This window comes from Anaerococcus vaginalis ATCC 51170 (assembly GCF_000163295.1).
GTDB lineage: Bacteria > Bacillota > Clostridia > Tissierellales > Peptoniphilaceae > Anaerococcus > Anaerococcus vaginalis.
This window is the reverse complement of the sequence record NZ_GG700527.1, coordinates 404,890-425,626: the sequence shown is the minus strand read 5'-3', so window position 1 is coordinate 425,626 and position 20,737 is coordinate 404,890. Positions and strand designations below refer to the sequence as shown.

The following is a 20,737-nucleotide window of genomic DNA, read 5'->3' as shown; positions in this document are numbered from 1 at the left end:
CGACTTGGTCCGCATTGTTAAGAGGCGTGTCGGGTGCTGTTGAAATTATTATATGTTATAAAATATTTTTTGTCAAGTATTTTCTTTTAATCTTTCCTAAATATCTATCTTACTTCTTATTTAATTTTAAATTTATTCATCTAATATTTCAACTACCATACTCTCTTTTAACTTAACCTCATCTTTTCTCTGTAGGTATTTCTCTATGTCAAATATATTTCTCTTATCATAATCTTCAAGGAACTTATAATTCTTATGTTTGGTTATGTCAAATTTATCTGAAAGAAATGGTCTAACTCCTCTTAATTGGTAAATACATTTCCCACCATCCATTACAGTTATCTCATCTTGACTCATTAATTCTTTTCCAGTTTTTTGATAGTTTAAACCAAAACTCCTTTGATTTGATCTTGTTTCCGATGTGTTATATAGGTCTATTGTTTCTTTTCCCAAACTTTCAGATAATTCTTTTAATGTTGTTTTTTCTTTTCCTCCTAGAAAGAGTGTTGAGTCACAATTGCCAACTATAGTATCGGCATTATCTTTATAGATGCTTTTTAGTTGTGATTGTGCTTGTAATATTATACAAGCTGATATTTCTCTACTTCTAATAGTTGCAATAAGCTTTTCAAATTTAGGAATTAAGCCGATATTTGCAAATTCATCAAGTAGGCATCTCACATGAACTGGAAGTCTTCCGCCGTATTCGTCATCTGCTTTATCACATAATAGATTAAATAATTGTGAGTACATTATTGATACTACAAAGTTAAATGTATCATCTGTATCTGATATTATAACGAATAAAGCTGTTTTCTTTTCTCCAAGTGTATCAAGCTCCAGCTCATCTTCTTTCATAAGATCCCTTAATTCTTCAATATCAAAAGGAGCAAGCCTTGCTCCACAGGATATAAGGATTGATTTGGCAGTTTTTCCTGCTGCAAGTTTGTATTTCTTATATTGTTTTACTGCGAAATGGTTTGGCTTTTCTTTTTCTAATGCTTCAAACATATAGTCTACTGCATTTTTAAAATTTTCATCTTCTTCTCTTACTTCACTTGCATCTATCATAGCAAGTAGAGTTGTAAAGTTCTGTTCTTCTTTAGGAGCTTCATACCAGATATATCCTATAAGTGCTGTGTAATAGAGTTTTTCAGCTTTCACCCAAAAATCCTCAGTTGATTTTTCTCCTTCTCCCTTGGTATTTGCGATTATTGTTTGTACTAATTTCAAAATATCTTTTTCACTTTTCAAGTATGCAAAGGGATTATATCTCATGGATTTTTTAAAGTTTATTGTGTTTAGTATTTTTATCTCATATCCATTTCTTTCCAACATTTTCCCACATTCTAGGACTAATGTTCCTTTTGGATCGGTCACTACATATGAAGAGTGCATTTGCATGAGATTTGGCTTTACAAAGAACCTTGTTTTACCACTACCAGAACCTCCAATTACCAATACATTTTTATTCCTAGCATATTTTGGATTTTTAGGTCTATTGTTCATGGTAAGTCTTTCAGTTTGAGTTAGTAGCACATTGTTTTCAAACTTCCTGTCAATGTATGGCTCAATGTCTTTCTCATTTCCCCATCTTGCCGATCCATATTCTCTGCCCTCTCTAAACTTTTTTGCTTTTTTCTTTTTCTGTATAAGGATTATCTTAATAACTACTGATAGAATTAGACCAGGTATCAGGTTTTTTATTTTTAATGATGGAATATAGTTTAAAGTATCTATTTGACTAAAAGCTACTAGAATTCTATCTATTATATCTCCTCCTATATAAGAGTTGACATGGCTTGTAAAGATATTTCCTATATAAAAAAATAAGAGGTAAGGAAAATTTTCTAATACAAATTTCTTCTTATCTCTTATCTTAAAAACATTTTTTATATCTTTTATTATTTCATTTAGTATTTTCGAATCAATCACTTCCTCTCCATAAAAAAGAGTAGATTTCTCTACCCATTAGCATCTTATTTATCCTATTTATCTTTTTTATATCTTATTACTGGAACTTGTTTTATTTTTTTACCTATCTTTTTTCTTTCCAAGACAAACATCATATTTTCATTTCTTTTAAAATATCCTAAATCTTTATGATAGCTTATACCACACTTGCAATGTAGTAATCCTATAAATTGTTGTTTCATCTTTCTTTTACATTTTGGGCAAATATTTTTCTTCATTTCATACACTTATACTTTACTTTCAAAGGTAGCTTTTAGTTTCTTTCCTAATGCTTCTTCTCTCATTTTTTATCTATAGATAAGAGAAATTCTTCTACTGGATGGCTCCCATCTTCTTTTTCATAGTATCCAACAATAAGGCTATTCATGCCTTCTCATCATCTATATTATATATAGCCAAGTATTTTTATTATAAACTTTGTTCCTGATGCTTATGTTTAACCTTATCACTGTCAATAGTATCTTTGACTTTATCCTTGAAGTTATTAAGCCTTTCTATTACAGATTTCCTTTTTCTTGACTTATCTTTAGTAAATTTCTGGACTGTCTTTTTAAAAGCCTGTTCCATTACTTTTATATCTTTTGCTTGAAAAAAGATAATGTTGTTTCCATTTTCTAAATCTTTCTTTATGGAAAATTTCACGCCATATCTTTTTAGTTCTTTTTTCAATGCTTTTAAGTCTATGTCATTTAATTCTAAGGTTTCTACTTTACCTTTTTTTACAAGGTCTTTTACTTTTACTTTTTTAAATTTTTCTAAGGGTCTTGACTGTTCTGTCTGCGCTTTATGTTTATTTATTTCTAATATTTTCTTCATCAAATTTATAACTTGCTTGGCTGTTACTATACTTGCTTTTTTTACTATGGCTATTGTTCTGCTATTTATATCATCATTTTGCATTCACTCACCTACTTTCATTCTTTTTTTAATATTTCATAGGCTAATTTTGATTTCTCCTTCATTTTTTCTATTCTTCTATTTTCTCCTGTAAATATAATGGGACTGCATATTTCAAGTATCCTTGAGTAAATTCTTTTATCTTTTATAGTTTCAGGATTAGTTAAAGCTGATATATTTAAGTTTGTTGTTATAATTAGAGGTTTCCAACTTCTATATCTACTATCTATTATGTTAAAGATATGCTCAGCTGCAAAATCTGTATCTCTTTCCATTCCAAAATCATCAATAATTAATAGTTTCTTATGATTTAGGTTATCTATATACTTGCTTTTATCAATCTCAAAGTTGGTCATATCATTTAAAATTACTGAAAAATTTGTCATTTTAACTGATATTTCTTTTTCTAGTAAAGCATTTGCTATAGAACTTGCAAGATATGTTTTTCCACATCCCACATTCCCTGTGAGAATTAATCCTATATTATTTTCATATATTTCATCAAATTTTTCCACATAGTTTTTTGCTACTTTTTCATGCTCACTATCTTTGTCCATATTTTTAAAATTCCAATTTAATAAGATAGGATCAGAAAAACACTCTTTTTTTAAGTGTTCAATTTTTAAAAGCCTTTTATTTTCTTTTCTTTTTTCTTCCTCTAATTTTTGTCTTTCTTTTTTGCATTGACATAAAATACCAACTTTTTTTATTTCTCCAAAGAAGTCTATTTCTTTTTCAATTGGTGTTTTACATTTTGCACAATATTTTAATCCTGTTTCTTGATCTATATAACTCCTATTTTCTTCATCATTTGATGGACTATTTGTTTCTGCATTTTTTATTTTCTGTTCTAGGATTTCTTTTATTAACTCCATATACTCATCTCCTATCAAGTATTTAAAATTTCTCTCCAGATATCCTCATCATTACTATAGTCATAATTTTCTCTTTTCTGATCTTCTCTCTTTATGACTTCTATGTTTCTAATATTTTCATCTGCATTGTATAAGAGAGTCAGTAGATAGGCATTAATGTTTTTAATATCCTTTGGAGCATTTTCTCTTAGGTATTTCAAAACATAGTCTATGTGTTTATAGTTAAGACTTAGAAATCTTTCTTTAAAATTTTCATTGGATATATGCATCCCTCCTATTTTAATCTTTGTAAAGCTAGTTAATGCCTTTACAAGTACATTTATCATTACATCTACTTGCTTCTTTTCTTCTATTCTTACTTTTTCAAAGGTTTCATAAGATATATTCTTTTTTATAGTTTCTTTTAATTCTTCCTCCTCCAAAGTTTTTTTTGATTTTTCTCCTAGCTTTTCTAAGGGGGATATGGGGGTGGTATTATTAAAATCAGTATTATTAGTTTTAGTATTATTAATATTAGTATTATTAGAGTCCTCTTTTGAAACTTCTTGAGGTTTGTTTTCTAAACTTCCTGAAGTTTGTTTTTTAAACTTCTTGAGGTTTGCTTTTGAAACTTCTGTAGTTTTATTATTTTCTGTGTAAATAAAGTTCTTTACATAGAGTAAATTTGGCTTTCCAAGTCCTAACCTCTTTTTTTCTAATAATCCTATCTCTTCAATTTCTTTCATTACTTTGACCGATTTATTTCTCCCCCAATTTAATACTTCCATAATTTCTTCTATGGTATAGATGATGTATACCTTGTTTTCTTCATCTAACCATTTATTCTTAATTGACAAGCTCATTCTATCGAGTAGAATTCCATAAAGAATTTTTGCTTCTACGGATAGTTTTTTAAAATTTAAGTCGGTAAATAAAGTTTTGGGAATCCTAAAAAATGAATATTGTTCTGCTTCATTGCCATAATAGTATTCAAATTTAACTATTTCTTTCATCATAACCCCCTTTCTTTTCATATAAAAAGAGATAGCTTTGATTTTGCTATCTCTTTTTCATCGTTTTAATCTATTTATTTTTATATTTAAATTGCTTTTATTCTTTCATTCACCTCTTCTATCACTTCTATAATAAAATATCCTAGCACTGGTAAACCATAAGGACTAAAAAGATATGCTAGTATAATTGCCTCTATAGCGAGTGCTTTTTCTCCATGATAAACAGATCCCAAAAATCCCATAATAGCGATAAATGAAATCAGTTTAAAAAATATTGTACTAAGTCCTAATACAAACGTTAAAAATAGAGTGATGATACTTAACGCTATACTAATAGGAAACAATATGATTTTGAAAAAATTTCTAAATATTATCATATTCTCTTCAATCCTTATTACTTATGTTTTCTTTTCTTTTTTGCTAATTTAATAAAAAAGATGACAGACTTAATCCTAAATCGTCTTGTTTAAAAGTTTTGTGGAAGCCTTTAAACTTTGATTTTAATGGATTTATTGTATCTGTCATCATTATATCACTGTCCCCCGAACCACTATCTCCAATAATAGATAAAAATTCTCCTTCCTTAACAGTAAAACTTACATCATTTACTGCTTTGACTTCTACTTCTCCTTGTTTGTATATTTTTTTCACTTTATCTATAATTAAAGTCATTAAACATCCTCCTTAAATTTGAAAATCTATTTATCTGTTGATTCACAATTGTATCATCAAAATAATCATACATACTATAAATCGTTTACTATCAGCAGCATTGACACAAACTTATACTTCATTAAAATCTAAAGTCTTTAGTTCTTATTCTTTAGTTATTCCCAACTATTTTTATTTATTTTTTCAGTTTACTAGAATAATTCATTGCTTTACCAACCTTAAATGTTATTAATTTCCACCTTTCCCTAATTTTATATTTTTTTGAATTCTATTTCAGCTAACTTTTGTGAATAAAAAAGCACTAGAATTATAAAATTCTAATGCTTGTCTCTAAAATGAATCAACATATCCTAACTCACGCACTTTATCTATCATTTCTTGATAATTTCTAACACCTAACTTTTGATATATTCGTGATAAAGATACTGCCAGACTTCTTACATTTGTATTTAGTTGTTTAGCTAACTCTTTCCTTGATAGTCCGTTTGAATATAGTTTAACTATATGAATTTCACTTTTTGTTAATGGTTCTAACATATGATTATCTTCTGGAAAGATCGCTTTGCCTTTCAAGGCGATAGATTTTATATTTTCTATTAGTTTAGATGTCTCTTCTTCTTTGGAAATAAATCCTTTACATCCAATTCTTTTTGCTCTTTTAATATAAAAGTCTAATTTATATGCAGTTAAGATAACAATTTTAATTTCCTCATACTTTTCTATTAATTTTTCAGCTAGATCTAAACCATTTATTGTTCCTTCTATTCCTGTCAAATTAATATCTATAAGTAATAAGTCATAGTTAAATACGGATTCATTTATACTAAGTTCTTTAACATCATTTACTATATCTACAGAAATAGATTCGTCCGTCTCTAAGCTCATTTTTAAAGAAGTTGCAACCATCTTATGATCTTCTATTAATAAGATTTTCATTTACTACACTCCTCTCTATTGGAACTTCTATTTTAAATTCTACAAACGATTCATCTAGTTCATTTTGGTTATTGGAAAAATCGAAATCAAATTTTCCATCATATTCTCTTAAGTTCAATCTTAATATATTTAATCCTATATTTCCCTCTACTATTTTTTCTTCATCTTCTAAATAATCTCCATAATTTTTTATGGTAAGATAAATTTTATCTTCTAAATTTATAAGAACAATATCCGTACTGTATCCTTTTGAATGTTTTAATGAATTTATCAATAATTCATTAATGCATTTATAAATTAACTCAGCATATGGACTAGGCAAATCTATGTTTCTATCACATTCAAATTCTATAAGCATTTCATTATCTAAATACATGTTTTCTATATCTACTATAAGTCTGTTGTATGCGTCATATAAAGAGCTATAATCATTTAGCATTGGATTGAATGAATTTATTTCATGGCGAATCAGATTGTTTAACTTATCCAGATTTTCTATAATGTATTTTTTGCCAGATCCTGAAAGATTATCCTCTATCCACCTTCTTATAGCTATTATAATCTGTAGAATATCATCATGTAAAAATGTCTGTATCCTTAGAGTATTCAGTTTTTCAATTTCTAAATTTCTATGTTTTTCAACATAATAGTTATCCAACATCTCCTCAAAAGTTATATAATTGGATTTTTTATGTTTTTCGAACAAGCTAAATGATACCAAAAACATGAAAAAGCTTAAAGAAAATACTATAACTCCCGAAAAAGATAATAATGTAAAGTAGAGCATTAGAAACAAAATTATAAATTCAGGAAATATTTTTTTCAAAGAACGGGAGAAAAATAATAAACCGCTTTTGATTTTTGTCTTACCAATCCTATACAGTAATATAGACTCAATGAAGATACATGTAAATAGTTGATACTCACTTATAGAAATAAGTCCCTCAGATTCATACTTCTTGTATACGAAAAAAGCTATTATAAATAAAGTTTGCAATATTATAATTGTCTTACTTTCATATTTTCGAATATTTTTATCCTTTGAATATAATATGATTGGAGTCAATAATAAAATAATCACAATATAATTGAATATTGAAGATGCCAAATAAGTATTAAATTTCATCACTATTATTGATATGATAATCCCCATTGTTGTAATTAATGGAACGAACTTAATTCTACTCGATGAGCTTAAAAGATTGAAACTTGCAAATAGTATCAAGCTATAGATTAATAGTTCGATATACTTTCCTATCGAAAGATTTCTTAATATTAAATCTTGTGAAAAAATGAAAGTAATAAATAATTCAACAACCAAGCTATGCATCAGTATATAATTTTTTTCAGTATTTAGCACGCATATAATATAAGCTAAAAAGTTTATAACACTTAGTAAAAATACTATTAAAATCCCAATATCTAATGTCTGCTGATATCTTATAAGTGCTGCTATGGGAATAAACAAAACAACTTGCAATAATATATGAATAATTAAAATTAAATTTTGTTTTTTCATCTTGACCTCCTTTTAAATTTTAATCTGATAATCTTTATATATACAATTCGATTTTCTTAATTCCGAAAAAAGGATCTATTAAAATTATACATTAAATCCTATTGCAAATTACAAATTTTAATGTATCGTAAACTTTTTGTGTTTGTATTTTAACTTCAGCATTCAATAATATTATAGATACATTAAGATTTAATTTCAGCTAACTTTTGTGTATTAATATCTATAATAATTATATAACGTCATTATACAATCTATTAAAATATAGCAAAAAAATAAAGGCAGTCCGAAGACTGCCGGTATTTATCTCTCTGCACCTTTGCTATGGTCTTTCTTATTTGATTTAGCTTTCTCGTCTGTCTTAAAGCTTTTTATTTGCCCTAATATGGACTTTTTATCCTTACCTTGACTCTTTACTTGTTCTTTTGCTTTTAAGAGCTTAGAAGACAAAAGAAAGAAAATTGAAACTGAAATGAAGAGTTTATCCCAAGATATGGAAAATGTAAATACTATAAATAAGTATCGTGAAATATATAAATACCACAAGAAAAATCCTGAGGACAAACAATTTGCAGAAGAATATTATAGCGAACTTTCCGTCTACAAAATAGCTGCTAAAGAAATTTTAGAAAACTATAAAAAACTGCCAAACACAAAAGAAATACTATCAAACCTCGATAAATTACAAGAAAAAAAGAACACCCTTATGCAAGAGTATTCTTCCTCAAAATCCACTATGGATGAGTTTTATAAGATACGAAAAAATTACGGAATTTATATGGATAAGGAGATGGAGAGATAGTGTCCTCTCCTCTCTTTAAAATTACTTTCAACTTATTTTTCCAACTATTTTCTTTTGCTAATTATTTTCTTTTTGCCAACTTTCATGCCCTTTAATATTTTATATGAAATAAAGCAACAACCAAAATTTACAAGTACACTAATCGCAAATTCCAACATGGATGTTTCATACGCTCCTGACAAAATAAACACAGATGATATTGGATAAATGGCTCTTACAATTTCCTTTGAGGCAAAAAATATTCCCACAAAAGAGTATATCTCAGCGATAATCAGAGCTATCCAGTAGCTCCTTTTAACAAGTCCAATAAGTGCAATAATTGGAGATATTACCATAAAAACGCTTATTCCAGTTAATACATATACAACAAAATAGTGAACTACTTCACTCATATTTACTGCGTGTAAATGCAATACCGCTTCTATAATTAAGGATGCCGTAAATAGTATTAAATAAACAAAAATACTACCTAATAGAGTAATTATCATTTTTGCAGTAATCATATTACTCTCGTCTATCGGTATTAGCCTTAATGATTTCAGTACATCTTCTTGTTCCTCACGACAAATAATATATCCTCCAAACAATGCTATCAAACTTGGCAAGACAAAATATGTGGTCAAAGAATGCACCTGTAAAATATACCATCCAAATGTGTCTATATACTTTTCCCCACTAAATGTAAATTGTCCTTGAAGAAAAACAACTCCCAAAGTCATTATGAGTGCAAATACAAGCAAAAATATCAATTTTGATCTGTGAAGTTTTTTATATTCAGCTAATAAAAGTGTCTTCATTTACCATCCTCTCCTTTTCAATAATAATTTTGTAACTATTGTAAATCCGACGACCCATATCCCTATACAAAGAAGAGAATAAAATATATTTATATCCTGATTTAATATTATTCCCGGGACATCCCTCAAAACAATTGCTGTAGAGCTTGATAATGGGTGTATATACATATTAACCATTAAAATTACAAATCCCGAAAAGGCATAAACAATCGTAATGCAAATCGGTAAAATGTATTTTTTTGTTAAAAATGCGATAGATAAAATAGGCAGCATGGAAACTGATAAAAGTCCACTAATCTCAAAACACTTTCTAATGAGAAAAATCAACAAAAAGTGATCCATCTCTATATGATGAATAATTCTTCCAAAAAGAAGTGTAAAGAGAATTGATAAACCCATAAAGACTAAAGTATATAAAAACACAATTATAAATTTGCTAATTAAAAGCTTCGTCTTTTGTATCGGAACAATCCATAATGCTTTAAAAGTGTCATTTTCATACTCCATAGACACAATCATTGTGGAAAATATTCCTAATATAATTGGTAAAATCAGCCATAAATTATAACTAAAGATTGTCCATTTGAAATATTTCATTGCATTGTCTGAAAGGTCTATATTCCCAAAGTATATAGTGGCAAGCAATGGCATTAAGAGTGTTGCCAGAAACATCATCCAAACAATCTTTTTCCTTTTCAATTTTAGAAACTCTACTTTAACTAAATTAAGCAATTCCCTCTCCTCCGGTTATCTTCTTGAAGTAATCTTCCAAAGAATCATTACAGGTTTGTGATGAAGCCACCGATATTCCATTCATAACTAATGACTTATTAATTTTTGCCATATCTAATCCGTGACTATATATCTTTACATGATTATTATCTTCAACAGAATAGTTGGTTATTCCGAACTCTTTTTCCAACACAATAGTCGTCTTTGATACATCAGACACTTCCAACATAATATACTTTCTATTTTTTTTATTTAATTCTTCCATGCTGCTTTCTTCTAAAAGAACCCCTTTATCTATAATGCCAACTGTATCAGCGAGAAGTGTTATTTCAGATAAAATATGACTGGAGATTAAAATTGTCTTTCCTTTTTTTATACTTAAATCTTTTATAAAATTTCTAACTTCCGCTATTCCAATGGGATCTAAGCCATTTGTCGGTTCATCTAAAATTAAAACCTCTGGATCATGTAAAATTGCATTAGCAATCCCAAGTCTCTGCTTCATTCCTAAAGAGTAATTTCCGAATAGTTTCTTATCTTTATGTGGTAAGCCAACTACTTCTAAAGCATTTTTTACCGCATCAGGGAAAGCCGTTCCTCTAAGCAGTGCAAATATTTCCAAATTCTCCGTCCCTGTAAGATTAGGATAAAATCCGGGTGTTTCAATAATCGCACCAATTCTTGGATAAATCTTTTTCTCATTACCTTTTATATTTTGGTTAAAAACACTTACTTCACCATTCGTAATATCAGTAAGTCCCAGTATCATCTTCATAATAGTGGTCTTTCCTGCTCCATTTCGTCCTAATAGCCCGTATATAGAACCTTTTTCAATGTGTAAATTTACCGAATTTACAGCCTTTTGTTCTCCATACATTTTTGTTAAATTCTTTGTTTCAATAATATAGTTTTTCATTTTCTTTTTTCTCCTTAATAATTTTGTCTTTTCATAGATTTTATAGAGAACACAAAAAATAGTGTTCCAATTGTTAAAATATGTAACAAACAACTAAACTGCGATACATTTAATGAATATCCACCTATACTGTTTTCTACCATTTCTTTGGCAGCCGATGATACATTTTGATAAACCCCTAATAAACTTGCAAGCGGATGTATATGAACTAATATCGAAGCTCCAAATATCCCAATTCCTAAATAAAGCAAGCACATAGAAATAGGTAAAACATAACTCTTAGAAAAAGTAGCAATATAAATTACCGGAAGCATTGCAATCGGAATTAATAAAGCTGCAAGCATATATAATATTGCTGCCTCTTTTAATGTAATTAAATTAAAATCTACGAATCCGGCACTTAATACTGCACCCAAAACTGATGACATATATGTTAATACCATCAAAAATATAGTCAGTAATTCTATCAAAATAAATTTCGCAAAAAATACTTCAAATCTACTAACCGAAGTTATTAGTACATTCTTTAAAGTGTCATTCTTCCTTTCGTCAAAAAATAACATTGTAGAAATCATTCCAATTACGATTGGCAAGAACACAAAAGTTATATTCTTAAACGCTAAACAATATAAGTCTCCAAAACTATCCATGATAGGACTTTCTCTTGAAATTGAAAATGCTCTTTCAATTGCAAACAAATTCAAGATAACAGTTAGTATAATAATACCTATCAAAATTTTACTTCTCTTCCATTTTTTTATTTCAGCTTTTATCAAGAACATATCGCACCTCCTTACAATAAATATTATAAATGATTAACCTTGCCATAATCTTGCGACACCCTTGTTTTTATCTTGTTTCAATAAAAAAAGCCCCAAAAGGGGCTTTCTAAATCAGCTACTTACATTGCAAACTCCACAGTAAAGACAGTTTTTATGTTAGGTATACTACTTACCCTTATTTTGGCATTATTCACTCTTAACAATTCTTTAGCAATTGATAAGCCAAGTCCCGATCCTTTTGTTAATCTTGAACTATCTGCCTGATACATCCTATCAAATATATATGGTAAGTCCTTTTCACTTATACCATTTCCATTATCTAAAATCATCAAAGTAGCTTTTGTATCCGATTCTTCTAATTTCAAGTGTACTCTATCACAATTACTGTGAATAATAATATTGTTTATAATATTGTTTAAGCTCCTAAAATAGGCATTTTCATCTATCTTTATATAGAATTCCTGTTCCGGAATTTCAATTTCATAACTTATATGTTTTTCTTCAAAAATAGGAATCCAGTCGCTTATCACATTTCTTGTTAATTCATTCAGGTCTTTATCTACAAAAGAAAACTTCCATTCTCCTGAATCCAACTTTACCCAATCAAAGAGTTTTTCTACAAAATCCTTCAAGTAATGTGCCTTACTTAAAGAAATTTTTATATAATCTTCCTTCTCATCTCCCGTAACAATTCCCTCTTGCACTGCTTCCAAATACCCGACCATAGATGCTAAAGGAGTTTTCACATCATGAGACAAACTTGTCATAAGTGATTTATACGCCTGTTCTGACTGCTTTTGTTCTATTAGCTTGTTCTGACTTTGTAGAGTTATCTCATTTATATCATGACAGATCTTTTCTGTAGTTTCATTTTTCTTAATTAAAATTCTGCGATTGTAATCACCATTTTTTATATCAACGAGTACTTCCTGAATACTGTTTATTTCTTTTTTTATGTTGGTAATTTTTTTTAACAAACAAAAAATTACAAATATCAATAATAAGATTATGATGATTTTTACATCCATATATCATACCCCCTTACTAAAACGATAACCCACGCCCCTAACTGTCAAAATATAAGTTGGTTCTTCAGGGTTAGGCTCTATTTTTTTTCGAAGCTTACTGATAAAAGACATGATATTACTATCATCAAAAAGATAATCTTCTTCCCAAACATTCGTATATATTTGTTTTTTTGTAAAAATCCTCCCTTTATTAGACGCAAGAAAATACAATAAATCAAATTCTTTATTTGTTAATTCTATGTTATTATCACTTATTTTTACAATTCTATTTTCCTTATCTATTTGCATACCATCTATTGTGAGTATATCAGACTGGTCTGTGCTTTTCTGATTGAAATCTATATATCTACGAACCATAGCTTCAACTCTTGCCTTAAGTTCATTTATATTAAATGGCTTTGTCAAATAGTCATCAGCACCTTGTTTAAGTCCATAAATTTTTGAATCATCATCAGACTTCGCAGTCAGCATTAAAACCGGAATAGTGCATTCTTCCCTTATCATCTCCAGAACTTGAAACCCATCAAAATCAGGAAGCATAATATCTAATAAAATCAGACACAAATTATTTGCATTTCGTATTTTCTTATATCCGTCTAATCCATTATTGGCAATATCAACAGAATATCCATCAGTACTTAAACACTTTTTAATTAAATTACATAATGCAATATCATCATCTATAATTATTATCTCTCTCATATCTCATAACTCCATACTTCTTATTCAATATAATTATCATCAAAGGAAAATACATCATTCGGTGTACAATCTAAAGACTTACATATTTTTTCTAAGTTTTTAAGTGTTATAGGCTTATTTTTTCCCATCTGTGCCATAACATTAGTGGTAATCCCTGCCATAACTATTACATCTGTTTTCTTCAAACTTTTCTTCGCCAATAGTATCCATAATGGTTTATAATTCAATGCCATACTAATCCTCTTTTCTTTGTAACGATTTTCGGAGTAATTATATCACTTTTATTGATTATATTCAATTTTTATTTGATTTTTAAAAGATTGTTTACAACCATTTTTTACATTTTGTCTTTATACAGATTTAATAAACTGAACAAAAAAAGAATACCCTTATGCGAGAGTATTCTTCCTCAAAAAAACAATGGACGATCTTTACAGGATACGAAAAAACTAGGAATTTATATGGGCAAGGATATGGAGAGATAGTGTTCTCTCCTCTTTTTTCCTCCAAACAAAAAAAGAGTCGGTGCAGTACTAAGACCACACCGACCATAAGTTTATCTTTCAGCTTCTTTTGATGTTTCTTTCTTTTCTTTAGGCTTTCCCTTATCTTCAGTCTGATATTTTTTGATTTCTCCAAGCACAGACTCTTTCTTTTTTTCTTGTCCTTTCATTTGTTCTTTTGCTTTTAAAAGCTTATAAAACAAAATACGGACATTCTTATGTTCCTTTCCGTTGTTGTCAATGCTTGTTTTTACTTGACCAAATATTTTAACAAAATCTCCTTGTTTTAAGTTCTCTAAATCTTTTGTCTTATCTCCATATGCTGAACAATTGGTATAAACTTTATTTCCATCGTCATCTTTTGAAACAAGAGAAAAGTTACTTACTTTGAATTTTTCTCCATTAGCATTTTCTCGTTCAAGATTTTCTACTTTTCCAGCTATATTACCCACGAGATTTATAAGGTCGTCTTTTTCTTCAAGTTCATTGGTATTTTCAATGAGCTTTCCTTGTTCTTTCATATCATCAATCATATAGTCAAAGTCATCACTTAGTAGACCTGTTGTGTCATTGTTCATATATAAAACATAGACTTCTTCAAGTGCCTTTTCATCATTGACACCTTTTTCTATGCTCACAAGTGCTTTTATAAAATCCTTGTAGTTATCATTCATCATTTCTTCTAAATTTTCTCTAATATCTTTGTATTCCATAATTTCCTCCTTGTACTAAATAAGGAGAGCTATTAGCCCTCCTCTATCGTTCTTGTCCTTTTTCACTTTTTTCTTGATTCTTATCTTTTTCTTCTTCTGATTTAAATTTGGATATTTGTCCCAATATTGATGGTTTCTCTTCTCTTGCGTGTAGATTATCCTCTACATCATAAGTTGATTCAAAGTAATCACTATCTTTAAAATCATTGTCATACCTATCTGGTATTCCGTCATTGTCTAGATCTTTTGCTAGTGGATCATAGAAGTTTCCATCATCATCTATTTCTAATCCTAGTGCTTGTTTTAAATCTTCTTCATCTACTGATACCAGATTATCAAAACTTGACATCTTTATGGCTTCAGTCATATCTTTAAGAGCTTGTGAATTAGATACATCTTCTTCTACAAAAGATTCTGTTCTAATAGCTACATTATCTACATACTGAGTCCATGTTTTTTCTTCCAAATTTACCTCATATTGAATAGAATGCTTCCCATCAGGTGTTTCTGTATAGGCAAGTCCTATATGGCTTAAATCAGGATATAATTTGTCAAAGTCTTCATAGCTATTAGATTCTGAAAACTCGTAGTTAGAATAATCAACTATCGCCCTCTTTAAATCTTCTAATAGTGGTGATTGGTTTTCTAATTCTTCTACTTCTCCCATATCTAAAAGTTTATTAATTTCAGCTAGTCTTAGTGTCTTATCCCTTAACTCATCTGCTTTTTCAAATGGTTTAGTCAGTTCTACTTTGGCATTTTCTAAAGATTCTTTATAGTTTTCAAGGTTTTGATTTAACCTCTCAAGTCTTGCAGGCATTTTTTCAATGGCATTATCAAGTCTTGTTATATTACCATCAGTAGAGTTTGAAAACTCTCCAAAGTATTCTGCTTTTCCTAAAAGTTTAAAGGTGTGAGTATTAGTCATAAAGTTATATGAAACTTGTAAGTCTAAATTTCTATATTTACCAATAACCTTGCTATCATTTATCTTTACCTTTTTTATTTCTTCTAATAGCTTCTCTCCAGCTTCTTTCTTATCTAAAATTTTATTTGTCCCTAGACTGATTGAAGTAAATTTGCTATCTCCTTCTCCTAATTTCTCTACACTTGCAATATCTTCTTTAACTGCTTTTATTTCCATTTCAGTTTTTAAAATACTTTGAGGATAAATTTTATTTACCTTATCTTCAAGCTTATATTTATTAGACTTGTAGTTTGCTTCCAGCATTTTTAGCTTTGTAACTTCGTTATCTAAATCCATTTTTTCTTTAATTAGAGGATTGCCAGTAGCTAAAGCCTTAATTTCTGAATAAGATAGACTTGCTTCATCAACATCTTCTGCAACTCTTACTGGAGTTTTTGAAGTCATAATTTGAGATATGAATTTTTGCTTATTCTCTATTGTCTGCCACAAATAGGCGTCAAATGTATTCTCGGTTACATATCTAAAGATATTTACCTTATCATTTTCATTGCCTTGACGAACAATTCTACCACTTCTTTGCTCTAGATCAGACGGTCTCCATGGGACGTCTAAATCGTGTAAGGCTATTAATTTGTTCTGTACATTTGTACCTGCTCCCATTTTTTGAGTAGAGCCTAATAATACTCTTACTTCTCCTCTTCTTACCTTGGAGAATAGTTCATCTTTTTGTTTGTCTGTATCTGCTTCGTGGATAAAGGCTATTTCTTCTTTTGGTATTCCCATATCTACTAGCTTATTTCTAATATCATCATAGATATTAAATTCTCCATCTCCTTTTGGTGTAGACATATCTGAAAATACTAATTGTGTAGATGAATTTTCTTTTGTCTTATCCCAGATCGAAAAGATATTTTTAACACATACATTTACCTTTGAATTAGGATCATCTGGAAGTAGTGGATTTATTAATCTTTGGTCAAGGGCAAGTTTTTTACCATCATTTGTAATCTTTAGCATATTATCTTCTGTTGGCTCTACTTGGTTATTTCTAACTGCGTCTGCTCTTTCTGAAATAGCTTCTAATATTTCTTTTTGTTCCTCAGTAGGTTTTGTTTTAATAACTTCAAAATTTGCTTCTGGTACTGGCAAATTTAACATATCTGAAGTCTTTATATCTGCTACTTCTTTAAACATAGACATCAACTCTGGCAAGTTATAAAACTTTGAAAATCTTGTCTTTTGCCTATATCCAGTGCCTTCTGGAGATAATTCAAAGGTGTTTTCTGTTTCTCCAAAAGTAGAAGCCCAAGCGTCAAAATGTTCTAATCCTCTTGCCTTTAAATCGTCATATTGAAGGTATCTTTGCATAGTATAAAGCTCTGTCATTGAATTTGATATTGGTGTACCAGTAGCAAATACAACTCCCTTTCCATCTGTCATTTCGTCCATATACCTACATTTCATATACATATCCGAAGACTTAAAGGCTTCACTCTGACCGATACCCGCAACATTTCTCATCTTTGTATGCAAAAATAAGTTTTTGTAATTATGAGCTTCGTCTATAAATAACTTATCTACTCCTAGTTCTTCAAAGGTTATTACATCATCTTTTTTAAAGTCATCATTTAGTTTTTCCAGTCTTACCAAAAGCTTCTTCTTTGTCTTTTCTAGTTGTTTTACTGTGAAATTTTCTCCTCTATTTCTTTTGTTCTCATCAATAAAGGAAACTATATCATCTATTTGGTCTTGTATATGCCTTACCTGGTATTCCTTAGACATTGGTATTTTTTCAAATTGAGAGTGTCCTATGATGACCGCATCATATTCTCCTGTTGCAATCCTACCAATAAATCTTTTCCTATTTTTAGGTTGGAAGTCTTTTTTATCGGCCACCATAATGTTTGCTGACGGATATAATTGCATAAACTCCCTACCAATTTGAGTGGTTAAATGGTTAGGAACTACAAATAATGACTTACTTGTAAGTCCTAACTTTTTAGATTCCATAGCAGAAGCTACCATTTCAAAAGTTTTTCCTGCTCCTACTACATGGGCAAGTAGTGTATTTCCACCATAAAGAGTCCTTGCTATGGCGTTTTTCTGATGTTCTCGTAGTCTGATTTCAGTATTCATTCCATCAAAAGTTAAGTTAGAACCATCAAATTCTCTATTTCTAATTGAATTGAATTTTTCATTATAAATCTTTTCTAGCCTATATCTTCTATTAGGATCTTCAAATATCCAATTCTTAAATTCTTCTTTAATCAGTTCCTGCTTTTGACTTGCAAGCATGGTTTCTTTTTTATTCAATACAGAAGTCTTAGAACCATCATCATTTATTACTTGGTCAAATACCTTCGTATCTTTTAGATTAAGGGCATTTTCAATTAGCTTATAGGCATTCACTCTACTTGTACCATAAGTCATGTTAGCAAGATCATTAGTTGAGTCAACACTTTTACCTTCAATGTTCCATTCACTTGTATGTGGTGAGAACCTAACATTAATATTCCACCTATCATAACCAGGTGTTTTTAAAAGATTAAAAGTAAAGTCTTCTATATCTTTTTGAGGTATCCAAGTTGCTCCTAACCTTACATTTATGTCAGAAGCAGTGAGTTCTTCAGGCATAACTTCTTGTAATTTTTCTCTTTGATATTTGAGTTTGCCTAACTCGTTTAATAATGTGTCTTTCTTTTCAGAAGGTGCTAAATCTATTACATTTTCAATTTCTCCGATATATGAATTGAGATAACCAATCTTTTCTCTAATATTTCCACTTAGATACTCATCAGCCGATACATATGAAAAATGAAATGGATCGTCATTATTAAAGTTTTCAAAGGGCATTCTGTTATTTATTAGGTCTGTATCCTTAATATCTAAAAATATTTCGCCCTCAAGCTCACCAATTAAGGTGTCCTTATCTTTACTTGTGATAGATTCCATATATTCAAAATCTACATATCCCTTTTGTGAAACTGATAAAACCAAAGCTTCAAGAGAAGTGTCTACATGGTCTACTACTTTTGCCTTTGTTATTGTTCTTTTTGAGAATATATCACTCTTAGCTTTGAAATTATCCTCATCATCAAGTATTTCTATTGATGAAACCAAAGGAAAGTTCGAGTCTTCCTTTAAGGCTCTAGTGTTTGATAGGGAGTTAATAAAGCCATGTTTCTTTGAAAAGTTATCATAGACTTCATTTAACTTTGCTTGTGATTCTTTTATTTCTTCATCAGAAAAATCTTCCTTTTGTTTTTCTATTACATCTTTTAAAGCATTCATTACATCAAGGTAATCTTTTATCTTTTCTTTGTTTTTATCTGATATATTCTGCTTAATTAAGACTGAGTTTTCTCTTAAGTAGACCTCTTCATCAATAATAGTGTAAGAAAAGTTTTTAACATCATCTGTTGCTGGAAGACTTAATTCTTCATCTTCCAATAGTTCAACCTCTTCATATTTTGAATTTGAAGATATTTCCTTACTTGCAAGATCCATTAAATCCTTTAGATTTTCGTCTTCTTTTTCATCACAAGTAATAGTATTTCCAAATCTACCAGATACTTCTTTCATATCCCCTAATACCATTTGAGGATTATCTACAAAGTATTTATTATAAGTCAAACCCTTTTTATCAGTTGATAGGTGTATCCAATCGTCATCTCTTTCTATAACTGAATCTCTCTTCTTTAAGAAAATAATATCTGAAGTAACTTCTGTACCAGCAAGTCCTTTAAATGTTGTATTAGGTAGCCTCATAGCTCCTAAAAACTCACATCTTGCATTAATATATTTTCTAACAGATTCATCTTTTTTATCCATAGTTCCAGATGAAGTTATGAAGGCAATAATTCCTCCATTCCTAACCTTATCTATTGACTTTGCAAAAAAATAATCGTGAATCAGAAAGTTATTTCTGTTATATTCACGATCGTTAACTTTAAAATCTCCAAAGGGAACATTTCCTATAACTAAATCGAAAAAGTTATTTGAGAAGTTTGTTTCTTCAAAGCCTTTAATTTGAATGTTAACTTCAGGATAAAGCTCTCTTGCTATTCTTCCGCTTAGGCTATCTTTTTCTACTCCATAGACTTTAGAGCCTTGTATTTCACTTGGCATATTACCAATAAAATTACCGACCCCTGCAGACGGTTCAAGGATATTTCCAGTCTTAAATCCCATATCTGTTAGAGTCTTATATATTCCATCCATTACCTCTCTAGGTGTATAAAATGATGTAAGAGTGGACTCTTTGGCATTCAAATACTCTTCATTTGATAGATTTTCTTTTAAAATATTTCTTGCTTCAAGCCATTGCCCTCCCTTTTCTTCATCAAAGACATCGGCAAGACCACCCCAACCTAAATAATCAGCAAGATAGGCTTGTTCATACTCTCTTGGACTCCTATTTTCATTTTCAAGTCTTTTTAGCATTTTAATAGCTTTGATATTTTTATCTAGTCTTTCTGATGGTGTTAGGTATTCTGAGTAAATATGATTTTTTAAGTCATAATTTCTAGCAAAACTTAGCCTTTCCTTATTAGGTTCATAGTCTAGATTCTTTAAATCTTCTTTACCCCTCAATAAGTTTTCGGATGCTTCCCTAGGCACATTGTACCTATCCATCATTTGGTCAATTTCAGGATTGTGGTTATCTATAAAGCTTTCTTGTTCTACTTGTCTTTCAATTTGTTTTTCATGCTCAGATAATTTGTATATCTCATAGTTTCCACTATCTAAAAGGTCATCAATCTTTCTACTTTCTTCAAATGTTTCACCCTTATATAAAGGAAATTCTTCTCCATTAACTTCTACTTTAGTTTCAGTTTCAATTAAGTTAATTCCATCAAAGGTATTCTCATCTTCTAAAATAAATTCCTTACCAACTTTTACTGCTAGTTTTTCTGATGTTTGACTTAGATTTTCAAAGATTTCTTCAAGGTATAAATCATTTCTATATGGA

The 20,737-nt window shown here is 29.4% G+C and carries 17 protein-coding genes and 2 pseudogenes; 1 reads left to right on the top strand and 18 read right to left on the bottom strand.

The annotated features are described in order from the left end of the window. Positions 1-132 precede the first annotated feature (132 nt). From HMPREF0078_RS02090 to HMPREF0078_RS02050, 9 genes are all read right to left on the bottom strand, one after another. Positions 133-1,935, bottom strand: a complete 1,803-nt coding sequence (locus tag HMPREF0078_RS02090) for a VirD4-like conjugal transfer protein, CD1115 family (RefSeq protein WP_004838428.1) — start codon at positions 1,933-1,935, stop codon at positions 133-135. Between the two features lie 53 nt (positions 1,936-1,988). Further along, complete coding sequence (locus HMPREF0078_RS02085; protein WP_004837288.1) at positions 1,989-2,156, bottom strand: hypothetical protein; 168 nt, start codon at positions 2,154-2,156, stop codon at positions 1,989-1,991. A gap of 226 nt (positions 2,157-2,382) precedes the next feature. After that, a complete protein-coding gene (locus HMPREF0078_RS02080) occupies positions 2,383-2,874 on the bottom strand; it encodes a PcfB family protein (RefSeq protein WP_004838426.1) in 492 nt (163 codons plus the stop codon). Positions 2,875-2,888: 14 nt separating this feature from the next. Then, positions 2,889-3,746: an ATP-binding protein gene (locus HMPREF0078_RS02075; RefSeq protein ID WP_050756650.1), complete on the bottom strand. Its 858-nt coding sequence runs from the start codon at positions 3,744-3,746 to the stop codon at positions 2,889-2,891. A gap of 14 nt (positions 3,747-3,760) precedes the next feature. Continuing rightward, complete coding sequence (locus HMPREF0078_RS02070) at positions 3,761-4,738, bottom strand: replication initiator protein A (protein ID WP_039920393.1); 978 nt, start codon at positions 4,736-4,738, stop codon at positions 3,761-3,763. An 86-nt stretch (positions 4,739-4,824) separates the two neighbouring features. Then, entirely contained in the window at positions 4,825-5,115 is a 291-nt protein-coding gene (locus tag HMPREF0078_RS02065; RefSeq protein ID WP_004838423.1) for a CD1845 family protein, read from the bottom strand. Between the two features lie 43 nt (positions 5,116-5,158). Next, complete coding sequence (locus HMPREF0078_RS02060) at positions 5,159-5,410, bottom strand: hypothetical protein (protein WP_004838422.1); 252 nt, start codon at positions 5,408-5,410, stop codon at positions 5,159-5,161. 330 nt (positions 5,411-5,740) lie between these two features. Further along, on the bottom strand, positions 5,741-6,346 hold the full coding sequence (locus HMPREF0078_RS02055; protein WP_004838421.1) for a response regulator transcription factor: 606 nt from the start codon (positions 6,344-6,346) through the stop codon (positions 5,741-5,743). Then, positions 6,318-7,865 (bottom strand): sensor histidine kinase, encoded by a 1,548-nt coding sequence (locus tag HMPREF0078_RS02050; protein WP_004838420.1) that lies wholly within the window; start codon positions 7,863-7,865, stop codon positions 6,318-6,320. The genes HMPREF0078_RS02055 and HMPREF0078_RS02050 overlap by 29 nt, the downstream gene beginning before the upstream one ends. Positions 7,866-8,295: 430 nt before the next feature. Between HMPREF0078_RS02050 and HMPREF0078_RS02045 the strand changes: the two are divergent. Next, positions 8,296-8,664: pseudogene (locus HMPREF0078_RS02045) on the top strand (mobilization protein); the annotation flags it as partial. Positions 8,665-8,708: 44 nt separating this feature from the next. Here the strand turns inward: HMPREF0078_RS02045 and HMPREF0078_RS02040 are convergent. The 9 genes and pseudogenes from HMPREF0078_RS02040 to HMPREF0078_RS02000 form a co-directional block, all read right to left on the bottom strand. Next, positions 8,709-9,461: an ABC transporter permease gene (locus tag HMPREF0078_RS02040; RefSeq protein WP_004838417.1), complete on the bottom strand. Its 753-nt coding sequence runs from the start codon at positions 9,459-9,461 to the stop codon at positions 8,709-8,711. Next, complete coding sequence (locus HMPREF0078_RS02035) at positions 9,462-10,193, bottom strand: ABC transporter permease (protein WP_004835604.1); 732 nt, start codon at positions 10,191-10,193, stop codon at positions 9,462-9,464. Beyond that, a complete protein-coding gene (locus HMPREF0078_RS02030; RefSeq protein WP_039920391.1) occupies positions 10,186-11,109 on the bottom strand; it encodes an ABC transporter ATP-binding protein in 924 nt (307 codons plus the stop codon). The genes HMPREF0078_RS02035 and HMPREF0078_RS02030 overlap by 8 nt, the downstream gene beginning before the upstream one ends. Positions 11,110-11,123: 14 nt before the next feature. Further along, positions 11,124-11,891 carry an ABC transporter permease gene (locus HMPREF0078_RS02025; protein ID WP_004835628.1) on the bottom strand — a complete coding sequence of 256 codons (768 nt, stop codon included), beginning with the start codon at positions 11,889-11,891 and terminating at the stop codon, positions 11,124-11,126. Positions 11,892-12,010: 119 nt separating this feature from the next. Beyond that, complete coding sequence (locus tag HMPREF0078_RS02020) at positions 12,011-12,919, bottom strand: sensor histidine kinase (protein WP_004835597.1); 909 nt, start codon at positions 12,917-12,919, stop codon at positions 12,011-12,013. A 3-nt stretch (positions 12,920-12,922) separates the two neighbouring features. After that, complete coding sequence (locus tag HMPREF0078_RS02015; RefSeq protein ID WP_004835594.1) at positions 12,923-13,621, bottom strand: response regulator transcription factor; 699 nt, start codon at positions 13,619-13,621, stop codon at positions 12,923-12,925. A 20-nt stretch (positions 13,622-13,641) separates the two neighbouring features. Beyond that, a complete protein-coding gene (locus tag HMPREF0078_RS02010) occupies positions 13,642-13,854 on the bottom strand; it encodes a helix-turn-helix domain-containing protein (RefSeq protein WP_004838415.1) in 213 nt (70 codons plus the stop codon). A gap of 323 nt (positions 13,855-14,177) precedes the next feature. After that, positions 14,178-14,837 (bottom strand): hypothetical protein, encoded by a 660-nt coding sequence (locus HMPREF0078_RS02005; protein WP_004838414.1) that lies wholly within the window; start codon positions 14,835-14,837, stop codon positions 14,178-14,180. Positions 14,838-14,880: 43 nt separating this feature from the next. Beyond that, positions 14,881-20,730 (bottom strand): annotated as a pseudogene (locus HMPREF0078_RS02000) (helicase-related protein); the annotation flags it as partial. Between the last annotated feature and the right edge of the window lie 7 nt (positions 20,731-20,737).